The sequence below is a fragment of the Gemmatimonadales bacterium genome (assembly GCA_030697825.1).
Classification (GTDB): Bacteria; Gemmatimonadota; Gemmatimonadetes; order Gemmatimonadales; family JACORV01; genus JACORV01.
In genome coordinates this window covers 26,308-49,483 of sequence record JAUYOW010000146.1, presented here as the reverse complement: position 1 = coordinate 49,483, position 23,176 = coordinate 26,308, and the positions used below count along the sequence as shown (strand labels likewise).

The following is a 23,176-nucleotide window of genomic DNA, read 5'->3' as shown; positions in this document are numbered from 1 at the left end:
CGCTTACTCCTCGACTCGCCCGCCGGCCGCCTCGATCTTGGCGCGCGCGGACGCCGACATGGCAAGACCCTTCACGACCAGACCCTGCGGGGCGTCGCCATCGGCGAGCAGCTTGATCGGCCGGTCAGCGTGCTGGACCAGGCCGGCCTCCCTCAGGGCGGCCGCCGTGACCTCGCGACCGGCGAGGTCGGCGAGCGCCGCCAGGCTCACCACCTGCGCGCGGACCTTGAAGGGGTTGGTGAAGCCCCGCTTGGGGACGCGCCGGATGAGCGGCATCTGGCCGCCCTCGAAGCCGGGCCGCACATGGCCGCCGGAGCGCGCCTTCTGGCCCTTGTGGCCCTTGCCGGCAGTCTTGCCCGTGCCCGAGCCCGGCCCGCGGCCGAGCCGCTTGGCCACGTGGGTCGAGCCCTTGGCGGGGCGAAGCGAGTGCAGCGTCACGCGCTCGATCGTCTTCTCCTCCATCAACCCTCCTGGACCGGCGCGACCTTTACAAGGTGGCGCACCTGGAACAGCATGCCGCGCATCGACGGCGTGTCGTTCACGACCACCACGTCCTGGTGGTGCCGCAGCCCGATGGCCTCCAGCGTCCGCCGGTGGTTCGCGGGCCGGCCGATGCCGCTCCGCACCTGCTCGACGCGCAGGCGGGCCGAGGCCGGGGCCTTCGTCCTACCCGGCATGCGCGACCTCGCTTTGCCGCGGCCGGTAGCCCAGCGAGTCCGGATCCACGCCCCGCTCGCGCGCCACCTGGCGCACCGTCACGAGCTGGCTCAGCGCGTCCACCGTGGCCCGCACCATGTTGTGGGGGTTGTTGCTCCCCAGGCTCTTGGTCAGGATGTCGTGGATGCCGGCGCACTCGAGCACGGCCCGCACCGGACCGCCCGCGATCACGCCGGTCCCCGGCGAGGCGGGCTTCAGGAAGACCCTCCCCGCGCCCAGCGTGCCGGTGACCTCGTGCGGGATGGTCCCGCCGACGCGAGGCACGGTGAGCATCTTTCGGCGCGCCGCCTCCACGGCCTTGCGCACCGCTTCGCTCACTTCGTTCGCCTTGCCCGTCGCGACTCCGACGTGCCCGTCGCCGTCCCCGACGGCGACCAGCGCGTTGAAACTAAAACGCCGGCCGCCCTTCACGACCTTGGCGACGCGGTTGATGGCCACCACGTTCTCGATGAGCTCCGACTCGCGGTCGCGCCGGTCACGGCGGGGTTCGCGCTGCTGATCTCGTGCCATTCCCTAGAACTCCAATCCGCCCTTGCGAGCGCCCTCGGCGACCGCCTTGACGCGTCCGTGATAGGCGTAACCCGCGCGGTCGAAGACCACCCGGGTGATCCCTTCCTTCTTGGCCCGCTCGGCGAGCGCCAGGCCCACCGCGAAGCCCTTCGCTACCTTGCCGCTGTCCGTCGCCGTCACCCCGTCCGACCGGTCCGCCACGCCGAACAGCATGCGGCCCTTCGTGTCGTCAACGAGGTGCGCGTAGATGTGCTTGAGCGAACGGAAGACCACGAGCCGCGGCCGCTCCGTCGTCCCCTGGACCTTGCGCCGGACGCGCACGTGGCGCCGCGCGCGGCGCTGCTCTGCGGTCTTCGGCTTCCTGATGCGCCTCACGCTACTTCGCCCCCGTCTTGCCGGCTTTCCGCCGGACCTTTTCGCCCTGATACCGGATCCCCTTGCCCTTGTACGGCTCGGGAGGCCGGACCGCGCGGATGTTGGCCGCGACCTGCCCCACCAGCTCCTTGTCGCTCCCCGAGACCTTCACGACCGTGGGCTGGTCGGCCGTCAGCTTGATCCCCGGCGGCGCCTTGAACTCGACCGAGTGGGAGTAGCCGACGACGAGGTTGAGCCCGTACGGCTTGGTCTCCGCCTTGTAGCCGACGCCCTGGATCTCCAAGGTCTTCTCATACCCCTTCGTCACGCCCTCGACCATGTTGGCCACGAGCGTCCGTGAGAGCCCGTGCAGCGCCCGGTGCTTCGAGGAGTCCGTGGGCCGCTTCAACCGGACCTCGCTCCCCTCCACCGCCACCGAAAGCTCGCGGTGCAGCGTGCGCGTGAGCTCGCCCTTCGGGCCTTTCACCGCGATGGTCGTGCCGCTCACGGAGGCGGTGACGCCTTGGGGCAGCGGAACGGGCTTCCTGCCGATGCGCGACATGCCGCCCCCTACCAGATCACGGCGAGCAGCTCGCCGCCCAGGTGCGCGGTACGGGCATCGCGGTCCGTCATCAGCCCTTTAGGGGTGCTGAGGATGGCCATGCCCAGGCCGTTGCGGACCCGCGGGATCTGCCGCGCCCCGACGTACCGGCGCAGGCCGGGCGTCGAAACCCGCTTCAGCTCGCGGATCACCGGCTGGTCGCCGTCGTGATACTTCAGGTATACGCGCAGCAGGCCGTGCCGGCCGTCATCCAGTACCTGGAACTCCTGGATGTAGTGGTTGTCGCGCAGCAGCTTCGCGATCTCCGTCTTCAGCTTGGAGACCGGGATGTCCACCCGGCGGTGCCGGGCAAGACACGCGTTGCGGATGCGCGTCAGCATGTCTGCGACGGGATCGGTCATGCTCATGCTAGCGAACTCCTTGTGAACAGCGAACGTCTCGGCCGGGAGCCGGGAGCCGGACCTTCCGCGCCAGACCCGGGCCCCGCGCCAAGGGTACGGCTCCCAGCTCCCGGCTCCCGCTTCTCACCAGCTGCTCTTCCGCACGCCCGGGATCTCGCCCCGGAGGGCGAGCTCGCGGAAGCAGATGCGGCAGAGACCGAACTTGCGGAGATAGGCGCGCGATCGGCCACACCGCTGGCACCGGGTGTTCACCCGGGTGCTGAATTTCGGCTTCCGCTTGGCCCTCTCGATCCAACACTTTTTCGCCATCGGCTCCTCGTCCGGTTCAGCCCACGACCACCGGCGATTCGCCGTGGAAGGGCATGCCCATCTCCCGCAGCAGCGCCAGGGCCACATCATCTCGCTTGGCGTTCGTAACGATCGTTATGTCCATCCCGTGGATGCGCTCGACCTTGTCGTAGTCGATCTCCGGGAAGATCATCTGCTCTTTGATCCCGAAGGTGTAGTTTCCGCGGCCGTCGAAGCTCTTGGTCGGCAGCCCGCGGAAGTCGCGGACCCGCGGCACCGCGATGTTGATGAAGCGGTCCAGGAACTCGTACATCCGCGCGCCACGCAGTGTCACGGTCGCGCCGATCGGCATCCCCTGCCGAAGCGAGAAGTTCGAGATCGCCTTCTTCGCCCGGGTCACGACCGCCTTCTGGCCCGCGATCGCGCTCATCTCCGTCACCATCGCTTCCAGTGCCTTGGGCGCCTTCTGCGCCCCGCCGAACCCGATGTTCAGCACGATCTTCACCAGCTTCGGGATCTGGTGCGGGTTCGATAGCCCGAACTCGCGCGCCAGGGCCGGCCTCACGTGCTGTGCGTAGTGCAGATGGAGCCGGGCCGGCGGCGCCGGCTCGGCCGGGACCGCGGGCTGCCTCGGCTCGGCCGCCTCGGCCTTCGGCTCGCCCTTACCAGCCTTGGGCTTCTTCGACCCCTTCGACCCTTCGACCTTCGACTCTTTCACGTCTTTCATGGCCCCTACCGGTTCCGCGGGATCGGCTCGCCGGAGCGCACCGCGATGCGTTCGACCGTCCCGTCCTGATCCACCCGCCGGCGCACCCGCGTCGGCCGGTCCAGCTTCGGATCGATCAGCATCACCTTCGACACCGCGATGGGCGCCGGGAACGATACGATGGCGCTCTCTTCGCCCTGTTGTCGCGCCTTCCGGTGGCGCTTGGCGATGTTCACTCCCTCCACCACCACCCGGCCCTTCTTGGGCAGGGCACGGAGGACCTTGCCACGCTTCCCCTTGTCGTCGCCGGAGATCACCTGCACCAGGTCGCCCTTGGTGATGTGCATCCTGGCGCGCTCCGGCCGCACCGGACCCCTGCTGCGCCGCGCATTCTTCTGGTGGACCAGCACCCGCATGCTAGAGGACCTCCGGCGCGAGGCTCACGATCTTCATGAACCGCTTCTCGCGCAATTCACGCCCCACCGGCCCGAAGATGCGGGTGGCACGGGGCTCGTTCTGCTCGTTGATGATGACGGCCGCGTTCTCGTCGAAGCGGATATAGCTGCCGTCCTTGCGCCGCGTCTCCTTGGCGGTGCGCACCACGACGGCGCGCGCGACCTCGCCCTTCTTCACGGTGCCGGTGGGCAGCGCGTCCTTGATCGCGACGATCACGACGTCGCCGAGGCCGGCGTAACGCCGCTTCGAGCCGCCGAGGACCCGGATGACGAGCGCGCGCTTGGCGCCCGAGTTGTCGGCGATCTTGAGGATCGACTCCTGTTGGACCACGCCCCCCTCCTACTTCGCCCGCTCGACTACCGCGACCACACGCCACCGCTTGGTCTTCGACAACGGCCGCGTCTCCATGACGCGGACGACGTCACCGACGTGCGCGTCGTTGGCCTCGTCGTGCGCCACCACGCGCTTGGTCCGCGTTGACTGCTTCCCGTAGAGCGGGTGGGTGATCCTCCGCTCGAAAGACACGACGCACGACTTGTGCATCTTGTCGCTCACCACCGTGCCGACGCGCGTCTTGCGCCGGTTACGCACCGCCTGCTGCTCGCTCATGTCGCCTTCGCCTTCGACGCGCGGCCCTGTAGCGCCGTCTTGAGCCGGGCCACCGTGCGCCGCGTCGTCCTGAGATCCATGGGGTTGGCCATCACCTCGGTGGCCGACTTGAACCGGAGACCGAACCGCTCCTTCTCGAGCTCCACGAGCTTGGCGCGGATCTCGTCGTCCGTCATCTCGCGGATTGCCGTCATCGTCAGCTTCTCGAGCGCCATCGTCAGCCCTCCCGCTCGATGAAGCGGGTCTTGATCGGCAGCTTGGCCGAAGCCAGCGCCATCGACTTGCGCGCGACCTCCTTGGTCACGCCCTCGATCTCGAACAGCACGCGGCCCGGCTTCACCACCGCCACCCAGCCCTCCGGGTTGCCCTTGCCCTTGCCCATCCGCGTCTCCGCCGGCTTCTTCGTGATCGGCTTGTCGGGGAAGATCCGGATCCAGAGCTTCCCGCCGCGCTTCATCTCCCGCGTCATCGCCACGCGCGACGCCTCGATCTGCCGGTTCGATACCCAGCCAGCCTCGACCGCCTGCAGGCCGAAATGTCCGAAGGCGACCGTCGCCCCGCGGCCCGCGACGCCGCGCATCCGGCCCTTCATCATCTTGCGGAACTTCACCCGCTTGGGCGCGAGCATCGGCTACGCCCCCGTGCTGTAGGTCCGGCCGCGGGAATCCTCCACGACCTCGCCCTTGAAGATCCAGACCTTCACGCCGATGGTGCCGAAGGTCGTCTTGGCCGTCGAGGTAGCGTAGTCCACGTCCGCGCGCAGCGTGTGCAGCGGCACCCGGCCCTCGTGGTAGCCCTCGACCCGCGCGATCTCCGCCCCGCCCAGGCGGCCGCCGCACTTGATCTTGATCCCCTGCGCGCCCATCCGCATCGCCGACTGCACCGCCCGCTTCATGGCGCGGCGGAACGAGATTCGCTGGGCGAGCTGGTGCGCGACGTTGTCCGAGACCAGTTGCGCGTCGAGCTCCGGTCGCTTGATCTCCTCGACGTTGATCCCGATCTCCTTGCCGGTGAGCTGCGCCAGCTCGTCACGGAGCTTGTCCACCTCGGCGCCGCGCTTGCCGATCACGACGCCCGGCCGGCCGGTATGCACCGTGACCAGCACCTTGCCGGGCTTGCGCTCTATGTGCACGTCGCTGATCGCGGCGTGCGAGAGCCGGGTCTTCAGGTAGGTGCGCACCAGCTCGTCTTCCTTGAGCAGCGCCGGGAAGTCCCGGTTGGCGTACCAGCGGGAGCGCCAGGGCTTGACGATCCCCAGCCGGAAACCGTGCGGATGTGTCTTCTGTCCCACGAGTTACTCCTTCGTGGCCACGGTGATCTTCACGTGGCTCGTCCGCTTCTTGATCGGAGTCGCCCGGCCCATCGCCGCCGGCATGAACCGCTTCAGGGCCGGACCCTCGTCCACCGTCACGGTCTTGACGAAGAGCGAGTCCTCGTCGAGCCGTTCGTCGCCCTTCAGCGAATGCTCCCGCGCGTTCGACACCGCCGAGAGCAGGACCTTCGAGATCTGCCTCGCGGCGCCCTTCTTGCTGAACTTCAGGATCGAGAACGCCTCGTTCACCGGCAGGCCGCGGATCAGGTCCACGACGAGCCGCATCTTCCGCGGCGACTGGCGCACCGTCCGCTGGATCGCGCGCGCTTCCATTTACGCCTTCCCTCCGGACCCAGCGGCCGGCGCCGCGGCTGCCGGCGCCGCGGCGGCCGGCGCGGCGCCCTCGCCCTCCAGCTTCGCCTTCTTGTCCGCCGACAGCCTCCCGCTGTGGCCGCGGAACATCCGGGTGGGCGAGAACTCGCCGAGCTTGTGCCCGACCATGTTCTCCGACACGTACACCGGGACGAACTTGTTCCCGTTGTGGACCGCGATGGTGTGCCCGACGAAATCAGGCGTCACCGTGGAGGCGCGGGACCAGGTCTTGAGGACCCGCTTCTCCTTCTTCGCGTTCATCTCGTGGACCCGTCCGAGCAGCCGCTCGTCGACGTACGGACCCTTCTTGACGCTGCGTGCCATTATTGCGTCGCCTTGCCGCGTTTGCGGCCGCGGATGATGAGCTTCGTGCTGGCCTTCTTCTTGTGGCGCGTCTTCACGCCCTCGGGCTTGCCCCACGGCGAGACCGGGGGCCGGCCGCCGCTGGACTTCCCCTCACCGCCGCCCAAGGGGTGGTCCACCGGGTTCTTGGCCACGCCGCGCACCCTGGAGCGCCTCCCGAGCCACCGCGACTTGCCCGCCTTGCCTACGCTCTCGAGCTCGTGCTCGGCGTTGCCCACCTGGCCGATGGTCGCGAGGCACTCGCCGCGCACCAGCCGCACCTCGCCGCTCTTGAGCTTCAGCGTGACGTGGGCGCCTTCCTTCGCCACCACCTGGATCTCGGCGCCGGCCGCGCGGCCGATCTGGCCGCCGCGCCCACGCTTGAGCTCCACGTTGTGCACCGTCGTGCCGAGCGGGATCTCGGAGAGCGGGACCGCGTTGCCCAGGCGGATGTCCGCCCCGGGGCCCGCGTTGACCGTGTCTCCCACCTGCAGGCCGCGCGGGTGGATGATGTACCGCTTCTCGCCGTCCGCGTACTGGATGAGGGCGATGCGCGCCGAACGGTTCGGGTCGTACTCGATGTGCGCGACCTTCCCCGGCACCCCGTACTTGTCGCGCCGGAAGTCGATCCGCCGGTACATCCGCTTGTGGCCGCCGCCGCGGTACCGCGTCGTGACGTGCCCCTGGTTGTTGCGCCCACCCTGCGAGCGCAGCGGCTCGAGGAGGGACTCCTCGGGCGTGGTCCGCGTGATCTCCGCGAAATCGGAGATGATGCGGAACCGCTGCGACGGCGTGCCGGGCTTGAACTGACGGATGCCCATGGCCTAACCCTCGAAGATCTGGATGGCGTCGCCCTCTTTGAGGGTGACGATCGCCTTCTTCCACGACGACCGGCGCCCCGCGCGCCCGCGGCCCATGCCGCCGGCCTTACGCTCCTTGGTGCGGACGGTCATGGTGCGCACCGCGGTGACCGTGACGCCGAAGAGGTGCTCGATCGCCTCGCGTATCGCCGGCTTGGACGAGTCCAGGTGAACGCGGAAGGTGTAGATCTTCGCGTTCTCGTACGCCGCCGAGGACTTCTCGGTCACGACCGGCTTGATCAAGGTGCGCGTGAAATCTGGCATCGTGCTCTCCTACTTCCCCTTCTTCTTGCCGGGCTTCTTCGCCGCGGGCTTCTCGGCCTTCTTGGCCGGGGCGGCCTTCTTCGCCGCGGGCTTCGCGGCCTTCCTGGCCGGAGCGGCCTGCTTCGCAGCGGGCTTCTCCGCCTGCTTCGCCGGCGCGGCCTGCTTCGCCGCCGGCTTCTTCCTCTCCGGCTGGGCGGCCGCGGCCTCCGCCGTCTCGGCGCGCTCGGCTGCCCGCACCCGCTTCCGGGACGGCGGCGGCGCTTCCTGCGCCGGCGCCTCGGCGCCGGCCTCGAGCGCGCCCAGAGCGGGCTCCTCGATCACCACCGCGTCCGCGTGCAGGATGTCGTACGTCGACGCGTCCATATAACGCATCACGTCCACCTTCTGGAGGTTTCGCGCCGACCGCACCACGTTCGGCTTGTTCTCGCTCGTCAACACGAGGACCTGGTGCTCGCCGAGCCCCATCCGGAGGATCAGCTCGGCCATGCGCTTCGTCTTCGGCTCGTCGAACGCGAGCGTCTCGATGACCGAGAGCGCCTGCTCGCGCGCCCGGGCGTTGAGCGCCGACTGCCGGCCCAGCCGCCGAACCTTCCGCGGCAGCGCCAGGCGGTAGTCACGCGGCAGCGGTCCGAAGGCGGTGCCGCCGCCGGGCCAGTTGGGCGCCCGGATCGAGCCTTGCCGGGCCCGCCCGGTGCCCTTCTGCTTCCACGGCTTCTGGTTACCGCCGCTGACCAAGCCGCGCGTCTTGGTGCTGGCGGTCCCCTGCCTCTGGTTGGCGAGGAACGTCTTCACCGCCTCGTGCATCACGACCTCGTGAACGCGGCCGTCGAACGGGTCCTCGGGGAGTCGCACCGTACGCGGTCGCCGCGCGCCCTCGGCGGTGTAGGCCATCACCTCGAACGCGCTCACGTGCCCTCCTTGCGAACGGTCACGATCCCGCGCGTCGAGCCGGGAACCGCCCCCTGCACGAAGAGGAGGTTCCGCTCCGGGTCCACCTTGGCCACGGTGAGCCCTACCTGGGTGCGCTGCTTGGCGCCCATGTGACCGGGCATTTTCTTGCCCTTGATGACGCGCGACGGGTCGGTGCCGGGCCCGACCGAGCCGGGCTTCCGGAACTTCGTGTTGCCGTGGCTCGCGGGACCGCCGTGGAACCCGTGCCGGTGCACCACGCCCTGGAACCCGCGGCCCTTCGAAATGCCCGTGACCTTGACCTTCTCGCCGACCGTGAACGCCGAGACGGTGACCACCGTCCCGGGCTCCGGGGCGTCGCCGGCCGCCGGGAACTCTCGCAGCACCTTGGGCGCCGCCGGGAGACCGGCCTTCGCGGCGTGGCCCTTCTCGGCGCTGCTGGCGTGCTTGGCTCTGGCCTGGCCGAAGCCGAGCTGCACCCGCGCGTGACCACCGGGGGCCGGGGCCGGCCGCACCTGCACCACCGGGCACGGTCCCGCCTCGATCACCGTGACCGGCGTGACCGTCCCGTCTTCGGCGAACAGCTGGGTCATGCCCAGCTTGCGACCGATGATCGAATCCATTCCCTACTCCACCTTGATCTCGACGTCGACCCCAGCCGGAAGGTCCAGCTTGGTGAGGGCGTCTACCGTCTGCGGCCGCGAGTCGTTAATGTCGATCAGCCGCTTGTGGGTCTTCAGCTCGAACTGCTCCCGGCTCTTCTTGTCCACGTGCGGGCTCCGCAGCACCGTCCACAGCTGCCGCTTGGTGGGCAGTGGGATCGGGCCGGTGACCTGCGCGCCCGTCTTCTCCGCCGCGCGCACGATGTCCGCCGCGGCCTGGTCGATGACGGCGTGGTCGAACGCCTTGAGTCGGATCCGGATGCGGCCCGCGACTTTCATTCGCTCTACTCCAGGATCTTCGCGACGACGCCCGCGCCTACCGTGCGGCCGCCCTCCCGAATCGCGAAGCGGAGACCTTCCTCCATAGCGATCGGGGTGATGAGCGAGATCGTCATCTGCACGTTGTCGCCCGGCATCACCATCTCGACGCCAGCCGGCAGCTCCACGTTGCCCGTCACGTCGGTGGTGCGGAAGTAGAACTGCGGGCGATACCCCTTGAAGAACGGCGTGTGGCGCCCGCCCTCTTCCTTCGTGAGGACGTACACCTCGGCGTGGAACTTGGTGTGCGGCGTGATGGAGCCCGGCTTGGCCAGCACCATCCCGCGCTCGATCTCGTTCTTCTCGACGCCGCGCAGCAGCAGGCCGACGTTGTCGCCCGCCTGGCCCTCGTCGAGCAGCTTGCGGAACATCTCGACGCCGGTGACGACGGCCTTCTTGGCCGCGCCGAAGCCGACCATCTCGACTTCCTCGCTCACCTTGACCTTGCCGCGCTCGATCCGGCCGGTGGCCACCGTGCCGCGGCCGGTGATCGAGAACACGTCCTCGACCGGCATCAGGAACGGCTTGTCCACCTCGCGCTTCGGCTGGGGGATGAAGGTGTCGATGGCGTTGAACAGCTCCTCGATGTTCGCCACCCACTTCGCGTCGCCCACGATGGCCTTGGAGGCCGAGCCGCGGATGACGGGTGTGTCGTCGCCCGGGAAATCGAACTTGCTGAGCAGCTCGCGGACCTCGAGCTCCACCAGGTCGAGCAGCTCCGGGTCGTCCACCAGGTCGCACTTGTTCAGGAACACCACGATCGACGGCACGTTCACCTGACGAGCCAGGAGGATATGCTCCCGGGTCTGCGGCATCGGGCCGTCCACCGCGCTGACCACCAGGATGGCGCCGTCCATCTGCGCCGCGCCCGTGATCATGTTCTTCACGTAGTCGGCATGCCCCGGGCAGTCCACGTGCGCGTAGTGCCGGTTGGGCGTGTTGTACTCCACGTGGCTGGTCGCGATCGTGAGGATCTTGGTCGCATCGCGGCGCCCCTGGGACTCGGACGCCTTGGCCACCTGGTCGTACGTGACGTACGTCGTGCCCCATCCCTTGTCGGCGGCGATCTTGGTCAGCGCCGCGGTGAGGGTGGTCTTGCCGTGGTCCACGTGGCCGATCGTGCCGACGTTCACGTGGGGCTTGGTGCGCTCGAACTTTACCTTTGCCATCGGATTAACCCTTTACCTTGGTGATGATCTCTTCGGCCTTTGCCTTCGGCACTTCCTCGTACCGCGAGAACTGCATCGAGTACACCGCGCGCCCCTGGCTCATCGAGCGCAGCGTGGTGGAGTAGCCGAACATCTCCGAGAGCGGTACCGAGGCGCCGATGACCTGCGCCTCAGCGCGCTGCGTCATCCCGCCGATCCGGCCCCGCCGGCTCGAGAGGTCCCCCATCACGTCGCCGAGGTACTCGCTCGGCGTCACGACTTCCACGTCCATGATCGGCTCAAGCAGGATGGGCTTCGCGGCCCGCGCGGCCTCCTTGAAGGCCATCGAGCCCGCGATCTTGAACGCCATCTCGCTCGAATCCACGTCGTGGTACGAGCCGTCCGTCAGCTCGACCTTCACGTCCACCACGGGATATCCGGCCAGCACGCCGTTCTCGAGCGCTTCCTTGATCCCCTGCTCCACCGGGCGGATGTATTCGCGCGGGATCGAGCCGCCCACGATCTGGTCCTCGAAGACGAACCCCGCGCCCGGCGCGGCCGGCTCGAGGTTGATGACCACGTGCCCGTACTGGCCGCGGCCGCCCGTCTGCCGGACGAACCTCCCCTCGATGTCCGTCACTCGGTGGCGGATCGTCTCGCGGTAGGCCACCTGCGGCCGGCCCACGTTGGCGTCCACCTTGAACTCCCGGCGCATCCGGTCCACGATGATCTCGAGGTGCAGCTCGCCCATCCCGGAGATGATGGTCTGCGCGGTGTCGGGATCGGTGTGCACCCGGAACGTCGGGTCCTCCTCGGACAACTTCTGGAGCGCGATCGCCAGCTTGTCCTGGTCCGCCTTGGTCTTGGGCTCAATGGCGACGTCGATCACCGGGTTCGGGAACCGCATCGCCTCCAGGATGACCGCCTGGTCCTCATAGGCCAGCGTGTCGCCGGTCTTGGTGTCCTTGAGCCCGATGACGGCGGCGATGTCGCCCGCGCGTACCTCGTCGATCTCCTCGCGCTTGTTGGCGTGCATCTGCACCAGCCGGCCCACCCGCTCGCGCCGGTCCTTGGTGGAGTTGTAGACGTACGACCCGGAGCTCAGGACGCCCGAATAGACCCGGATGAACGTCAGCCGGCCCACGAACGGGTCGGTCATGATCTTGAACGCCAGCGCGGCGAACGGCTCCTCGTCGTTGGCGCAGCGCGTCGCCTTGGTCTCCGTGCGGTTCGGGAGGTGTCCCACCATCGGCGGGATCTCCAGCGGGCTCGGCAGGAAATCCACCACCCCGTCCAGCAACGCCTGCACGCCCTTGTTCTTGAACGCCGCGCCGCAGAAGACCGGGACGATGCCGTTGGCGACGGTCGCCTTGCGGATCGCGCGCCGGGTGTCTTCTTCCGAGAGCTCGCGCGTGTTGAGGTACTTTTCGAGCAGCTCGTCGTCGAACTCGAGCGACGCCTCGATAACCTCGTGACGCAACTGCTCCACCCGGTCCTGGAGCGCCGCCGGGACGGGGCCCTCGTGCCACTTCTGGCCGAGCGACGCCTCGTCGTACACCATCACGACCCGGCGCACGATGTCCACCACGCCGGTGAACAGCTCGCCCTGGCCCAGCGGGTACTGAACCGGGAACGCCCTGGCTCCGAGCTTCTGGCGGATCTCCGCCACCACCTGGTCGAAGTCGGCGCCGACGCGGTCCATCTTGTTGACGAACGCGAGTCGCGGGACGCCGTACTTGTCGGCCTGGCGCCAGACCGTCTCCGACTGGGGCTCGACTCCGCCCACCGCGCAGAACACGGCTACCGCGCCGTCGAGCACCCGCAGCGAGCGCTCCACCTCGACCGTGAAGTCCACGTGGCCGGGGGTGTCGATGATGTTGATCCGGTACTCTTCGCCAAAGCGCGTCCACTCGGCGGTGGTCGCCGCGGACGTGATCGTGATGCCGCGCTCCTGCTCCTGCTCCATCCAATCCATGGTCGCCGTGCCGTCGTGCACCTCACCCAGCTTGTAGGTGCGGCCGGTGTAGTACAGGATGCGCTCGGTCGTAGTCGTCTTCCCGGCATCGATGTGGGCCATGATGCCGATGTTACGGTATTTTTCGAGCTGCACCGTGCGTGCCATTGCGTCCTTTATTCAGCAAAAATGCGGGGCGACCGTACGCGGACGGGTCCGCAGGTCTCGCTCCGCTCTCGTCCGCCATGCCCGGCCGGACGGGGACCGCTTCTACCAGCGGTCCGGTATTGTTCGCGCTAAGGGTTTATTTGCCCCTACCACCGATAGTGGGCGAACGCCTTGTTCGCCTCAGCCATCTTGTGGGTGTCCTCTTTCTTCTTGATCGTGTTGCCTTCGCCCTTGGACGCCGAGATCAGCTCGTTGGCGAGCCGGTCGCCCATGGTCTTCTCGCCGCGGGCCCGGGTGTAGGAGATCAGCCATCGCATAGCGAGGGCCGTCCGCCGCTCCGGCCGCACTTCCACCGGCACCTGGTACGTCGCGCCCCCGACGCGCCGGCTCTTCACTTCCACCACCGGTTTCGCGTTGGCAAGCGCCTGCTTGAACACGTTCACGCCCGGCTGGCCGGTACGCTGCTCGATGGTGTCCATCGCGCCGTAGAAGATCCGCTCCGCCGTGGACTTCTTGCCCTTCCGCATCAGGTTGTTCACGAACTTGGATACGGTCTGGCTGTCGTAGCGCGGGTCCGCCGGGACCGTGCGCTTGACGTTGCGCGGGCGGCGGCTCACTTGGCGGCCTTGGGACGCTTGGCCCCGTACTTGGACCGGGACTGCTTGCGCTCGTTCACGCCCGCCGCGTCCAGCGTGCCGCGGACGATGTGGTAGCGCACGCCCGGGAGGTCCTTCACACGGCCGCCCCGGATGAGCACGATGCTGTGCTCCTGGAGGTTGTGGCCTTCGCCGGGGATGTACGCGGTTACCTCGAACCCATTGGTCAAGCGGACGCGGGCGACCTTGCGGAGAGCGGAGTTGGGCTTCTTGGGCGTCGTCGTATAGACCCGCGTGCAGACGCCGCGCTTCTGCGGATTGCCACGCAGCGCCGGCGCCTTCTCCTTCTTCACCACGTCCCGCCGGCCCGCCCGGACCAGCTGATTGATCGTCGGCATAGCCCTCCAACACACGGCGCAAGATAAAACGCGCGGCCCACTTCGGCCGCAGACGTAGGAACTTACCCGGGGCGCCAGGAAGGGTCAAGGGAGCGCTCTGTCCGGCACAATCGTTCGCTACATCGCGGGCGCAAACCCGATGACGACGATCGCGCGCTGCGGCAATTCGATCTATGCGGTGACGGCCGGATTCCCGTTCCTGCCGCCGACCCAGCCACATCAGGTGGTGCGGCTCGGTAGGTGACGGGAGTAGACGGTCGACGCTAAGAACGAGGGCGGCGGACGGCTAGCCCTCACGCTGCTCCTGCAACAGGGCCGCGGCCTTTTCAGCGTCGACGGGCTGCGAGTACAGGTAACCCTGTCCGCGTTCGCAGCGGAGCGTGATGAGCCTATCGGACTGCTGAGTGGTCTCGATACCTTCGGCGACCACCCGGATACCAAGCTCGCGGGCGACTGTGATGATCGCCTGCACCACCGCCGACCTCTCCACATGATCGCCCAGGCTGCTGACGAAGGAACGGTCAATCTTCAGGGTGTCGATCTGGAAGCGGCTGAGGTAGTTCAGGGAGGACGAGCCGGTGCCGAAGTCGTCCACCTGCACCTGGACGCCGAGGTCGCTCAGCTGACGTACGACCGCCACGTGGAGGTCCGGATCGTCCATCAGCACCGCCTCGGCGATCTCGAGCTTGAGTCTGCCGGGCTCCAGCCGGGTTTCGTGGAGCACTTCGGCGATATGATGGACGAGATCCGTCTGGTGCAACTGTTTGGCAGACAAGTTCACGCTGACCGACAAATCCGGCATGTCCTGGAAGCGCTCGACCCACGCCGACATCTGGCGACACGCCTGGCGCAACACCCACCGCCCCAGGGGAACAATGAGCCCCATTTCTTCGGCCAAAGGCAGGAACTCGGCTGGCGGGACCAACCCACGCTCGGGGTGCTCCCACCGGACGAGCGCCTCGAAGCTGGTGATTCGCTGGGTCTCGAGCGCCACCACCGGCAGGTAAACCAGCCGAAACTGCTCGTGGTCGAGCGCGTACCGCAGGTCCGTTTCCAGCTGCAAAGCGGCGACTGCTCGCTCGTGCATGCCCCGGTCGAAAACTTCGAACCGGGCCTTCCCGCGCGCCTTGGCGCGATACATCGCCGTGTCCGCATTCCGCAGCAACTGCTCCGGCGTCGCGATACCGCCGTCGGTCACCGCAATTCCAATGCTCGCAGTCGCAAAAACGTCGCGCCCGTCGATTCGAACCGGAGCCTTGAGCGCCGCTTGGATACGTTCCGCAACGCGGGTGCTGTCGCTACTGTCCTTGACATCGTCCAGCATAACGCAGAACTCGTCGCCGCCCAGCCTCGCTACCACATCGCCGGGGCGCACGCATTCCTCGAGCCGCCGACCAACTTCCATGAGGAGCTGGTCGCCCGCGGCGTGACCCAGACTGTCGTTGACCACCTTGAAGCGATCCAGATCCACAAACAGCGCCGCGAACGCGTACTCCTTTTGACGTTTCCTGCGCCTGAGCCCTCGCTCGAGTAGATCGGTCAGAAACGCCCGATTGGGCAGCCCGGTGAGGGTATCGTGGAGCGCCTCCCGCACCAGCTGCTCCTCCACCGCCTTGTGCTGCGTAATGTCAGTCAATGATCCCGCGATCCGGTATGGCTTGCCCTGGGGGTCCCGCTCCGCAATCCCCCGGGCCAGCACCCACCGGTAGGTCCCGTCCTTGTGCTTGAGCCGATGCTCGTTCTCGAAATGCAGAGAGCGATCTTCCCGATGGGCGCCCAGATCGGCCTTGACTCGCCCGAGGTCGTCGGGATGGACCCTGCTGAGCCATGCCTCGGGGCCGCCACCGACCTCGGCCTCGCTGTACCCCAGCATCGATTTCCACCGGGCGGAGTAGTACACCTCATTGGTCACCAGATTCCAGTCCCACAATCCGTCATTGCCGCCGCGGACTGCGAGCGAATACCGTTCCTGGCTCTCCCACAAGGCCCGTTCCCCCATCTTGCGTTGCGTGATGTCCTCGCAGGTCGTCACCACGCCGATCGGCTCCGCCACGGCGTTTCTGACAACATCGGACATCAGGTGCACGGGGAATAGCGTGCCGTCCCTGCGAACGTTAACGGTCTCCCGCCGCCAAGTCTTCATCTGCTCGATCTGCTCCGGGGTCATTCGTCTCTCGGTGCCCGGGGCTGCGAATACCCTGACGTCTCGGCCGACCAAATCTTCGACCGAGTAGCCGTGCATCGCGGCATCCGCGGGATTCATGTACACGATGCGCCCAACGAGGTCGGTGACCGTCACCCCGAGCTGCATGTTCTCGACCGCTTTTTCCAGCGGCCTGAACGCGGCATCGACTCGCCGGGACATGGTGATATCACGGTACATGAGGAAAGCCGCGATCTGCCGACCCGCCATCATGACAGGTGTGCAGAGAACCGAGACATCCACCGGTGTGCCATCCTTGCGCCGGAACACCGACTCGAAGCTGACCTTCTCGCCGACCAGCATTTGCCGGGTGACCGCAAGCGCTTCCCCAAAGCGCCGGCTCGGCGCAAGCAGCTCGTCAATCGACCGCTCGAAGATCTCGGGAGCGCCGTACCCGAACAGCGCGGTGAAGCGGCTGTTCGCTCGCAACACCCCACCCTCGTTGTCAACGAGGGCGATCGCCTCAGGGGAGCGCTCAAAGAGCTCTTCGAGGTGGGCCCTCTCGACCCCGAAGTCCCGTTCGACGCTGCGGTGCCGCAAGATGGTGCGGTCCAGGAGTGCCACGGTGAGCAGCGCCACGACACTCAAGCCCAGAGCCGGCAGTCCGCCGAGCCACGCTTCGGTTCGCAACGCCAGCGACGCCACTTGACCGAGAGCCAGCAGCAGGAGCCCCGCCGCAAGCAGCCGGTGGCGCCAATCGCCCCGCCGGGCCAGCAGCACGACCGACCACCCCGCAGCAGCCAGTGCAGCGGGTAGTGATACAACCGTGATCGGGGTCATGGGCAACATGGCTTGAATCTGACGCTGAAGGCTTCCACATGCCAACTAGCCCTTGCGAGCGGGAACTGTCAACGGCGCCTAGTCCGCTGGCCCGCCGGTCCCAGCGTCAGGCGCTGCGCGCGCGCCGTCGCGGCACCGAGTGGCACTTTGACGCCGAGCCGGAGGCCGCTAGCTTGCCCGCGCCATGACGACCCGGACACCGGATCCCGGGCCCCGGGATCCGTTCGATCCCGCAGGCGACGACGTGCAGGCCCTCGGCCGCGCCGTAACCGACTGGATCGCCAGACACTACGAGGCGCTCCGGGACCTCCCCGTCATCCCGGACACCACGCCCCAAGCGACGTTCGACCGGTTCTGCGAGCCGATGCCGGAGCACGGGGTCGCCTGGCCGGAGCTGATGCGACGGTTCGAGGACGAGGTCGCCCCCCTCGCCTTCAACCTTCCGAGTCCACGCTACTTCGGGCTGATGAACCCGACGCCGCTGCCGGTCGCCGTGTTCGCCGAAGCGCTGGCCGCCGCGCTCAACCAGAACCTGGGCGCCTGGCACCACGGCCCATCGGCCACGGCGATCGAGGCGACGGTGATACGCTGGCTGTGCGCGCTCGCGGGCCTGCCGGAGACCGGCTTCGGCAGCCTGACGAGCGGAGGCTCGCTCGCGAACACCACGGCCCTCAAGATGGCGCTCGCGGCCAGCGTGCCGGAGACCACGCGCGCCGGCCTCTGGGACCTGAAGGCGCGCCCCGTGCTCTACGCCTCCGCGGAGGCGCATTTCTCCATAGAGAAGAGCGCCAACATCATCGGACTGGGTGGGCGTGACGGCGTTCGCAAGGTTCCCGTGGACGCCAACTCGCGAATGGATGTCGAAGCCCTCAGGAAGATGATCGCGCTCGACCTGGCGTCGGGTCTGAACCCGTTCTGCGTGGTCGGCATCGCCGGGGTGACGAGCAACGGCGTCATCGACCCGCTCGACCGTATCGCCGAGGTGGCCCGCGAGTTCGGCCTCTGGTATCACGTGGACGCGGCGTACGCGGCGGGCGGATTGATGAGCGATGCGCTGCGGCCCCGGATGAAGGGTATCGAGCACGCCGACTCCATCACCATGGACCCGCATAAGTGGTTCTTCATGCCCTACCCGTGCGGCGCGGTCCTCACGCGCGACCCGGAGGCCGGCCTCAAGACCTTCACCTCCGACGACGTCTACATCCCGGACACGGGCAAGTCCATCGAGTTCCGCCACCACGGGCTGGCGGGCTCGCGTCCCTTCTCCGCGCTCAAGCTCTGGATGGCGATGAAACTGGTGGGACGGCGCGCCTACGGCCGGATGGCAGAGCAACAGGTCGCACTCACCGAGCGCTTCGTCGCGGAGCTGACCAAGGACGGGGCCTGGGAGGCGGTGACGCCGGTGGATACGGCGATCGCGGCGGTGCGGTACGTTGGCGCGGGACAAGAGGGAGCGGGGAGCGGGGAGCGGTACCATTCAGTGCAGGACAGGATCGTGGAGCGGGTGCTCGCGTCGCGGCGGCACTGGATCTCGGCCACGACCACCGTCGGGAAGCGGGCGATCCGGGTGATGGTGATCAGCTACCTCACGCGCTGGGAGCACCTCGAGGAGCTGATCGGCGAGATGAAGAAGGCAGCGCGGGAGGTCGCGGCGTGATACGCAGGGCGCTCCTGGCTCTGGCGTTGCTCCTCACTTCGGCGCTGGAGGCGCAACAACTCCACCTGCCAACGGCGTGCTGATGGCGCAGGCGACGGGCCAGCCGAAGTTCCGCGTCTACCCCGCGTCGGAAACGCGGTTCCTCCTGCGGGTGGTGGATGCGGAGATCGAGTTCATGCGGGGCGCTGACGGGCGGGTGACGTCGCTGATCCTGCACCAGAACGGTAGAGACCTGCCGGGGCAGCGGCTGCCGTAGACCGCGACCGCCGCACCGAGGCGTACGCAAGCCCGAAGCGCCCGGCGGGATTCCCGCCGGGCGCCTCTCCTGCAACTCTGCAACTCTTTCTTCTGCCTACCCGACCCCAGCGTGCACCAATTCCGGCACCGCACCCGGCGTCAAAGGCTCGGCCGGCGGCGGCGGGGGCTCGAAGCCCTCGGGCGGCGTCACGTCGATCTCCGAGTACCGGTAGATGCCGGTGCCGGCGGGGATCAGGTGCCCGATGATGATGTTCTCCTTGAGGCCGAGGAGGTCGTCCCGGGCGCCCCGGATGGCCGCGTCCGTCAGCACGCGCGTGGTCTCCTGGAAGCTCGCCGCGCTGATGAACGACTGCGTGGTGAGGCTCGCCTTGGTGATGCCCAGGAGCAGCGGCTCCGCCGCCGCCGGCGTGCCGCCCTTGCGGGTCACCCTGGTGTTCTCCTCGCGGAAGACGTTCTTGTCCGCGTGCTCGCCTTCCAGGAACTCGGTGTCGCCCGGGTCCATGACGCGCACCTTCTGGAGCATCTGCTTCACGATCACGCCGACGTGCTTGTCGTTGATCTTCACGCCCTGGAGGCGGTAGACCTCCTGCACTTCGTTGAGCAGGTACTCCTGCACCGCGCGCGGCCCCTTGATCTGGAGGATGTCGTGCGGGTTCACCGGGCCCTCAGTGAGGCGGTCGCCCGCCCGCACCCGATCGCCCTCATGGACGCGCAAGTGCTTGCCGGCGGGCACCTCGTAGAGCAGCGGATCGGTCGCGTCATCCACCGACCACGAGCCGTCCTTCAGCACCCGAACGTGATGCACGAAGATCTCGCGCTTGCCGCGCTTGATCTCGCCGAACTGCACCACGCCATCGATCTCGGAGATGGTGGCCGGGTCCTTGGGCCGCCGCGCCTCGAACAGCTCCGCCACCCGCGGGAGTCCGCCGGTGATGTCGCGGGTCTTGTAGGCCTCGCGGCTGATCTTCGCCACCGTCTGGCCGGCGTAGACGTCGTCGCCGTCCGCGACGGTGAGCTGCGCGCCCTCCGGCACCACGAAGTCGCGGACCTTCTTCTCCTTCCCGCCCTTCTCCTGCACGATCTCGATGTGCGGGTGGAGCTTCTTCTCGCGGTCCTCGATGATGACGCGCTGCCTGAGGCCGGTGAGCTCGTCCAGCTCCTCTCGGATCGTCTCGTCCTCGATGATGTCGCGGAACCGGATCTTGCCCGGTACGTCGGCGACGATCGGCGTGGTGTACGGGTCCCAGGTGAACAGCCGGTCGCCCTTCTTGATCTCCTTGCCGTCCTCCACCTGCAGCTCGGCGCCGAGCGGTACCTGGAACCGGGAGCGGACGCGCCCTTCCTCGTCCTTGAGGATCAGCTCGCCGTCGTGCTTGGTGACGATCTTCCGGCCGTCGGCGGTCTTGACCATCTGGAGGATGTCGCCGTACTCGACCAGGCCCTCCAGCTTCGAGCGGCGGTCGGTGACCTCCGCGATGCGGGCCGCGGTGCCGCCGATGTGGAAAGTCCGCAGCGTGAGCTGGGTGCCCGGTTCGCCGATGGACTGCGCGGCGAGGATGCCCACCGCCTCGCCGATGTCCACCATGTCCATCGTGGCGAGGTTGCGGCCGTAGCACATGCGGCACAAGCCGCGCCTGGACTCGCAGGTGAGCACCGAGCGGATGCGAACCATCTCGATGCCCGCGTCCTCGATGGCCTGAGCCATCTCCTCGCTGACCAGCTGCCCCGACGCTACCAACAGCCTCGGGTCCCCGTGCTCGTCAAGCTCGTGCGGGTCGAACACGTCGTCCGCCGCCACGGTACCCACGATCCGCTCGCCCAGGGGCTCGACGATGTCCTCGCCCTCCTTGAGCGCGCTGATCTCGAGACCGAGGACCGTGCCGCAGTCCTCCTCGCTGATCGTGACGTCCTGTGACACGTCCACCAGCCGCCGGGTTAGGTAGCCGGCGTCCGCCGTCTTGAGCGCCGTGTCCGCCAGGCCCTTGCGCGCGCCGTGCGTCGAGATGAAGTACTCGAGCACCGACAGCCCCTCGCGGAAGTTCGAGCGGATCGGGCTCTCGATGATCTCGCCGATGCCGCCCGTCAGCTTCTTCTGAGGCTTGGCCATCAGGCCGCGCATCCCGGCCAGCTGCCGGATCTGGTCGCGCGAGCCGCGCGAGCCGGAATCGAACATCATGTAGACCGGGTTGAACCCGCCCCTGGCCCGGCCCATCGCCTTGATCATCGCTTCGGCGATGTCGTTGTTGGCGTGCGTCCACGCGTCGATCACGCGGTTGTACCGCTCGCCGTTGGTGATCGAGCCGGTCTGGTACGCGCGCTGGAACCGTTCGACCCGTTCCTCCGCCTCGCCGATGAGCTTGGCCTTGGCGTCCGGGATCTGCAGGTCTTCCACCCCGATCGATATCCCGCCCAGCGTGGCGAAGCCGAAGCCCGCGCTCTTCAGCCGGTCGAGGAACTCGACGGTGGGCGCGAGGCCCAGCTCGCGGTAGCTGGTGAACACCAGGTCCGACAGCGTCCGCTTCTTCATGACTTCGTTGCGGAACTGGAGCCTCCGCGGCAGGATCGCGTTGAACAGCACGCGGCCCACCGTGGTCTCGATCCAGCTGCCCTTGCCGTCCTCGTCCACCCACCAGTAGCGGATAGGCGTGTGGTGGCTCGCGCGCCGGTTGAGCAGTGCCATCTCCACCTCGGCCAGGTCGCCGAAGGCGGGGGCCTTCTTCACGCGCTCCTTGAAGTCCGCCGGCTCCTTGGTGAGGAAGTAGCAACCAAGCACCATGTCCTGGCTCGCCTCGGCCACCGGGCGGCCGTCGGACGGCTTCAGGATGTTGTTGCTGGAGATCATGAGCAGCCGGCACTCCAGCTGCGCCTCGAAGCTCAGCGGCACGTGGACCGCCATCTGGTCGCCGTCGAAGTCGGCGTTGAACGCCGCGCAGACCAGCGGGTGGATCCGGATGGCCTTCCCTTCCACCAGCACCGGCTCGAACGCCTGGATGCCGAGGCGGTGCAGCGTCGGCGCGCGGTTCAGCAGCACCGGGTGGTCCTGGATGATCTCCTCCAGGATCTCGTACACCTCGGGGCTCTCGCGCTCCACGATCTTCTTGGCGCGCTTCACCGTCTCGGCGATGCCCTTCTCCACCAGCTTGTGGATGATGAAGGGCTTGAACAGCTCGACCGCCATCGCCTTGGGCAGCCCGCACTGGTGCAGGCGCAGCTCCGGGCCCACCACGATGACCGACCGGCCCGAGTAGTCCACGCGCTTGCCGAGCAGGTTCTGCCGGAACCGGCCCTGCTTGCCCTTCAGCATGTCGGACAGCGACTTGAGCGGGCGCTTGCCGCGGCCGCGGATGGCCTTGGAGCGGCGGCCGTTGTCGAACAGCGCGTCCACCGCCTCCTGGAGCATCCGCTTCTCGTTGCGGAGGATGACCTCCGGCGCGCGGTGCTGGATCAATTTCTGGAGCCTGTTGTTCCGGTTGATCACCCGCCGGTACAGGTCGTTGAGGTCGCTGGTCGCGAAGCGCCCGCCGTCCAGCGGCACCAGCGGCCGGAGGTCCGGGGGGATGACCGGGACCACGTCCAGGATCATCCACGCCGGGTTGTTGCGCACGTCGCCCTCGTCGCCCGAGTTGCGGAAGGCGTCGATCACCTTGAGGCGCTTGAGGAGCTGCTTCTTGCGGTGCTGCGACGTCTCGACGGCCACCTCGCCCTTGAGCCGCTCCGACGTCTTGTCCACGTCCAGCCGCTCGAGCAGGGTGCGGACGGCCGGCGCGCCGATGTCGGCCTTGAACGCCGTGTCCCCCCTCTCGCGCGCCTTCAGCCGGAGCTGGAGGTACTCGTCCTCGTCCAGCAGCTGGCGTTCCGTGACCTCCTGCTGCCCCGGGTCGATTACCACGTAGTTGGTGTAGTAGATGATGCGCTCGAGGTCACGGAGCGTGATGTCGAGCAGGTTGCCCATCGGGCTCGGCAGCGTCTTGAAGAACCAGATGTGCGCCACCGGCACCGCGAGCTCGATGTGGCCCATCCGCTCGCGCCGCACCTTGCTGAGCGTGACCTCCACGCCGCAGCGGTCGCAGATCACGCCGCGATAGCGGATCCGCTTGTACTTGCCGCAATGGCACTCCCAGTCCTTGACCGGGCCGAAGATGCGCTCGCAGAACAGGCCGTCGCGCTCGGGCTTGAAGGAGCGGTAGTTGATGGTCTCGGGCTTGGTGACCTCGCCCCACGACCACCAGGCGCGCTGGCCCTGCATCTCCAGGCGCTCGCGCTCCTTCTGGTCCTTCGGCCCCCGGATCTCCTCCGGCGAGGCGATCCGGACCTGGATGAAGTCGAAGCTGGACCCGGTCCGCTCGCGCGGGCTGCGGAAGTCGATCATCGG

Annotated in this window: 28 protein-coding genes and 1 pseudogene; 2 read left to right on the top strand and 27 right to left on the bottom strand. The window is 67.9% G+C overall.

The features are described 5' to 3' along the window. Window positions 1-3: 3 nt before the first annotated feature. The 26 genes and pseudogenes from rplO to Q8Q85_07725 form a co-directional block, all read right to left on the bottom strand. A complete protein-coding gene (rplO, locus tag Q8Q85_07850) occupies window positions 4-462 on the bottom strand; it encodes a 50S ribosomal protein L15 (GenBank protein ID MDP3774166.1) in 459 nt (152 codons plus the stop codon). After that, a complete protein-coding gene (gene rpmD / locus Q8Q85_07845) occupies window positions 462-677 on the bottom strand; it encodes a 50S ribosomal protein L30 (GenBank protein ID MDP3774165.1) in 216 nt (71 codons plus the stop codon). Before rpmD ends, rplO begins: the two co-directional genes overlap by 1 nt. Continuing rightward, window positions 667-1,227: a 30S ribosomal protein S5 gene (gene rpsE, locus Q8Q85_07840; protein MDP3774164.1), complete on the bottom strand. Its 561-nt coding sequence runs from the start codon at window positions 1,225-1,227 to the stop codon at window positions 667-669. The genes rpmD and rpsE overlap by 11 nt, the downstream gene beginning before the upstream one ends. 3 nt (window positions 1,228-1,230) lie before the next feature. Next, window positions 1,231-1,602 carry a 50S ribosomal protein L18 gene (gene rplR, locus Q8Q85_07835; protein ID MDP3774163.1) on the bottom strand — a complete coding sequence of 124 codons (372 nt, stop codon included), beginning with the start codon at window positions 1,600-1,602 and terminating at the stop codon, window positions 1,231-1,233. A gap of 1 nt (window position 1,603) precedes the next feature. After that, on the bottom strand, window positions 1,604-2,143 hold the full coding sequence (gene rplF, locus Q8Q85_07830; GenBank protein MDP3774162.1) for a 50S ribosomal protein L6: 540 nt from the start codon (window positions 2,141-2,143) through the stop codon (window positions 1,604-1,606). Window positions 2,144-2,151: 8 nt separating this feature from the next. Beyond that, a complete protein-coding gene (rpsH, locus tag Q8Q85_07825; GenBank protein MDP3774161.1) occupies window positions 2,152-2,550 on the bottom strand; it encodes a 30S ribosomal protein S8 in 399 nt (132 codons plus the stop codon). 117 nt (window positions 2,551-2,667) lie between these two features. Next, the gene (locus tag Q8Q85_07820; GenBank protein ID MDP3774160.1) at window positions 2,668-2,853 is read right to left on the bottom strand and encodes a type Z 30S ribosomal protein S14; all 186 of its coding nucleotides are present in this window, start codon (window positions 2,851-2,853) and stop codon (window positions 2,668-2,670) included. A gap of 16 nt (window positions 2,854-2,869) precedes the next feature. After that, on the bottom strand, window positions 2,870-3,559 hold the full coding sequence (rplE, locus tag Q8Q85_07815; protein ID MDP3774159.1) for a 50S ribosomal protein L5: 690 nt from the start codon (window positions 3,557-3,559) through the stop codon (window positions 2,870-2,872). Between the two features lie 5 nt (window positions 3,560-3,564). Continuing rightward, window positions 3,565-3,885 carry a 50S ribosomal protein L24 gene (gene rplX / locus Q8Q85_07810; protein ID MDP3774158.1) on the bottom strand — a complete coding sequence of 107 codons (321 nt, stop codon included), beginning with the start codon at window positions 3,883-3,885 and terminating at the stop codon, window positions 3,565-3,567. 70 nt (window positions 3,886-3,955) lie between these two features. Continuing rightward, entirely contained in the window at window positions 3,956-4,324 is a 369-nt protein-coding gene (gene rplN, locus Q8Q85_07805) for a 50S ribosomal protein L14 (GenBank protein MDP3774157.1), read from the bottom strand. A gap of 9 nt (window positions 4,325-4,333) precedes the next feature. Beyond that, window positions 4,334-4,603, bottom strand: coding sequence for a 30S ribosomal protein S17 (rpsQ, locus tag Q8Q85_07800; GenBank protein ID MDP3774156.1), 270 nt, complete (start codon window positions 4,601-4,603; stop codon window positions 4,334-4,336). Beyond that, window positions 4,600-4,818: a 50S ribosomal protein L29 gene (gene rpmC, locus Q8Q85_07795; GenBank protein ID MDP3774155.1), complete on the bottom strand. Its 219-nt coding sequence runs from the start codon at window positions 4,816-4,818 to the stop codon at window positions 4,600-4,602. The genes rpsQ and rpmC overlap by 4 nt, the downstream gene beginning before the upstream one ends. A 2-nt stretch (window positions 4,819-4,820) precedes the next feature. After that, window positions 4,821-5,231 (bottom strand): 50S ribosomal protein L16, encoded by a 411-nt coding sequence (rplP, locus tag Q8Q85_07790; protein MDP3774154.1) that lies wholly within the window; start codon window positions 5,229-5,231, stop codon window positions 4,821-4,823. 3 nt (window positions 5,232-5,234) lie between these two features. After that, window positions 5,235-5,894, bottom strand: coding sequence for a 30S ribosomal protein S3 (gene rpsC / locus Q8Q85_07785; GenBank protein ID MDP3774153.1), 660 nt, complete (start codon window positions 5,892-5,894; stop codon window positions 5,235-5,237). Between the two features lie 3 nt (window positions 5,895-5,897). Next, on the bottom strand, window positions 5,898-6,248 hold the full coding sequence (gene rplV / locus Q8Q85_07780; protein MDP3774152.1) for a 50S ribosomal protein L22: 351 nt from the start codon (window positions 6,246-6,248) through the stop codon (window positions 5,898-5,900). An 81-nt stretch (window positions 6,249-6,329) separates the two neighbouring features. Continuing rightward, a pseudogene (gene rpsS, locus Q8Q85_07775) lies at window positions 6,330-6,611 on the bottom strand (30S ribosomal protein S19). Then, window positions 6,611-7,450: a 50S ribosomal protein L2 gene (gene rplB, locus Q8Q85_07770; GenBank protein ID MDP3774151.1), complete on the bottom strand. Its 840-nt coding sequence runs from the start codon at window positions 7,448-7,450 to the stop codon at window positions 6,611-6,613. The pseudogene rpsS and the gene rplB overlap by 1 nt, the downstream one beginning before the upstream one ends. A gap of 3 nt (window positions 7,451-7,453) precedes the next feature. Further along, window positions 7,454-7,753, bottom strand: a complete 300-nt coding sequence (gene rplW, locus Q8Q85_07765) for a 50S ribosomal protein L23 (protein MDP3774150.1) — start codon at window positions 7,751-7,753, stop codon at window positions 7,454-7,456. Between the two features lie 9 nt (window positions 7,754-7,762). After that, window positions 7,763-8,662: a 50S ribosomal protein L4 gene (gene rplD / locus Q8Q85_07760; GenBank protein MDP3774149.1), complete on the bottom strand. Its 900-nt coding sequence runs from the start codon at window positions 8,660-8,662 to the stop codon at window positions 7,763-7,765. Beyond that, window positions 8,659-9,285 carry a 50S ribosomal protein L3 gene (gene rplC / locus Q8Q85_07755; GenBank protein MDP3774148.1) on the bottom strand — a complete coding sequence of 209 codons (627 nt, stop codon included), beginning with the start codon at window positions 9,283-9,285 and terminating at the stop codon, window positions 8,659-8,661. Before rplC ends, rplD begins: the two co-directional genes overlap by 4 nt. A 3-nt stretch (window positions 9,286-9,288) precedes the next feature. Next, complete coding sequence (rpsJ, locus tag Q8Q85_07750) at window positions 9,289-9,603, bottom strand: 30S ribosomal protein S10 (GenBank protein MDP3774147.1); 315 nt, start codon at window positions 9,601-9,603, stop codon at window positions 9,289-9,291. A gap of 5 nt (window positions 9,604-9,608) precedes the next feature. Beyond that, window positions 9,609-10,811 (bottom strand): elongation factor Tu, encoded by a 1,203-nt coding sequence (gene tuf, locus Q8Q85_07745; GenBank protein ID MDP3774146.1) that lies wholly within the window; start codon window positions 10,809-10,811, stop codon window positions 9,609-9,611. Window positions 10,812-10,815: 4 nt separating this feature from the next. Next, on the bottom strand, window positions 10,816-12,912 hold the full coding sequence (fusA, locus tag Q8Q85_07740; protein MDP3774145.1) for an elongation factor G: 2,097 nt from the start codon (window positions 12,910-12,912) through the stop codon (window positions 10,816-10,818). Between the two features lie 146 nt (window positions 12,913-13,058). Beyond that, window positions 13,059-13,529 carry a 30S ribosomal protein S7 gene (rpsG, locus tag Q8Q85_07735; GenBank protein ID MDP3774144.1) on the bottom strand — a complete coding sequence of 157 codons (471 nt, stop codon included), beginning with the start codon at window positions 13,527-13,529 and terminating at the stop codon, window positions 13,059-13,061. Beyond that, a complete protein-coding gene (gene rpsL / locus Q8Q85_07730) occupies window positions 13,526-13,906 on the bottom strand; it encodes a 30S ribosomal protein S12 (GenBank protein ID MDP3774143.1) in 381 nt (126 codons plus the stop codon). The genes rpsG and rpsL overlap by 4 nt, the downstream gene beginning before the upstream one ends. Before the next feature lie 286 nt (window positions 13,907-14,192). After that, window positions 14,193-16,889, bottom strand: coding sequence for an EAL domain-containing protein (locus Q8Q85_07725; protein ID MDP3774142.1), 2,697 nt, complete (start codon window positions 16,887-16,889; stop codon window positions 14,193-14,195). A 184-nt stretch (window positions 16,890-17,073) separates the two neighbouring features. Between Q8Q85_07725 and Q8Q85_07720 the strand changes: the two genes are divergently transcribed. Both Q8Q85_07720 and Q8Q85_07715 read left to right on the top strand, forming a co-directional pair. Then, window positions 17,074-18,546, top strand: coding sequence for a pyridoxal-dependent decarboxylase (locus Q8Q85_07720; GenBank protein MDP3774141.1), 1,473 nt, complete (start codon window positions 17,074-17,076; stop codon window positions 18,544-18,546). A 76-nt stretch (window positions 18,547-18,622) separates the two neighbouring features. After that, window positions 18,623-18,802, top strand: a complete 180-nt coding sequence (locus Q8Q85_07715; protein ID MDP3774140.1) for a hypothetical protein — start codon at window positions 18,623-18,625, stop codon at window positions 18,800-18,802. 96 nt (window positions 18,803-18,898) lie between these two features. Here Q8Q85_07715 and rpoC read toward each other — a convergent pair whose 3' ends face one another. After that, on the bottom strand, window positions 18,899-23,173 hold the full coding sequence (gene rpoC, locus Q8Q85_07710) for a DNA-directed RNA polymerase subunit beta' (protein MDP3774139.1): 4,275 nt from the start codon (window positions 23,171-23,173) through the stop codon (window positions 18,899-18,901). Between the last annotated feature and the right edge of the window lie 3 nt (window positions 23,174-23,176).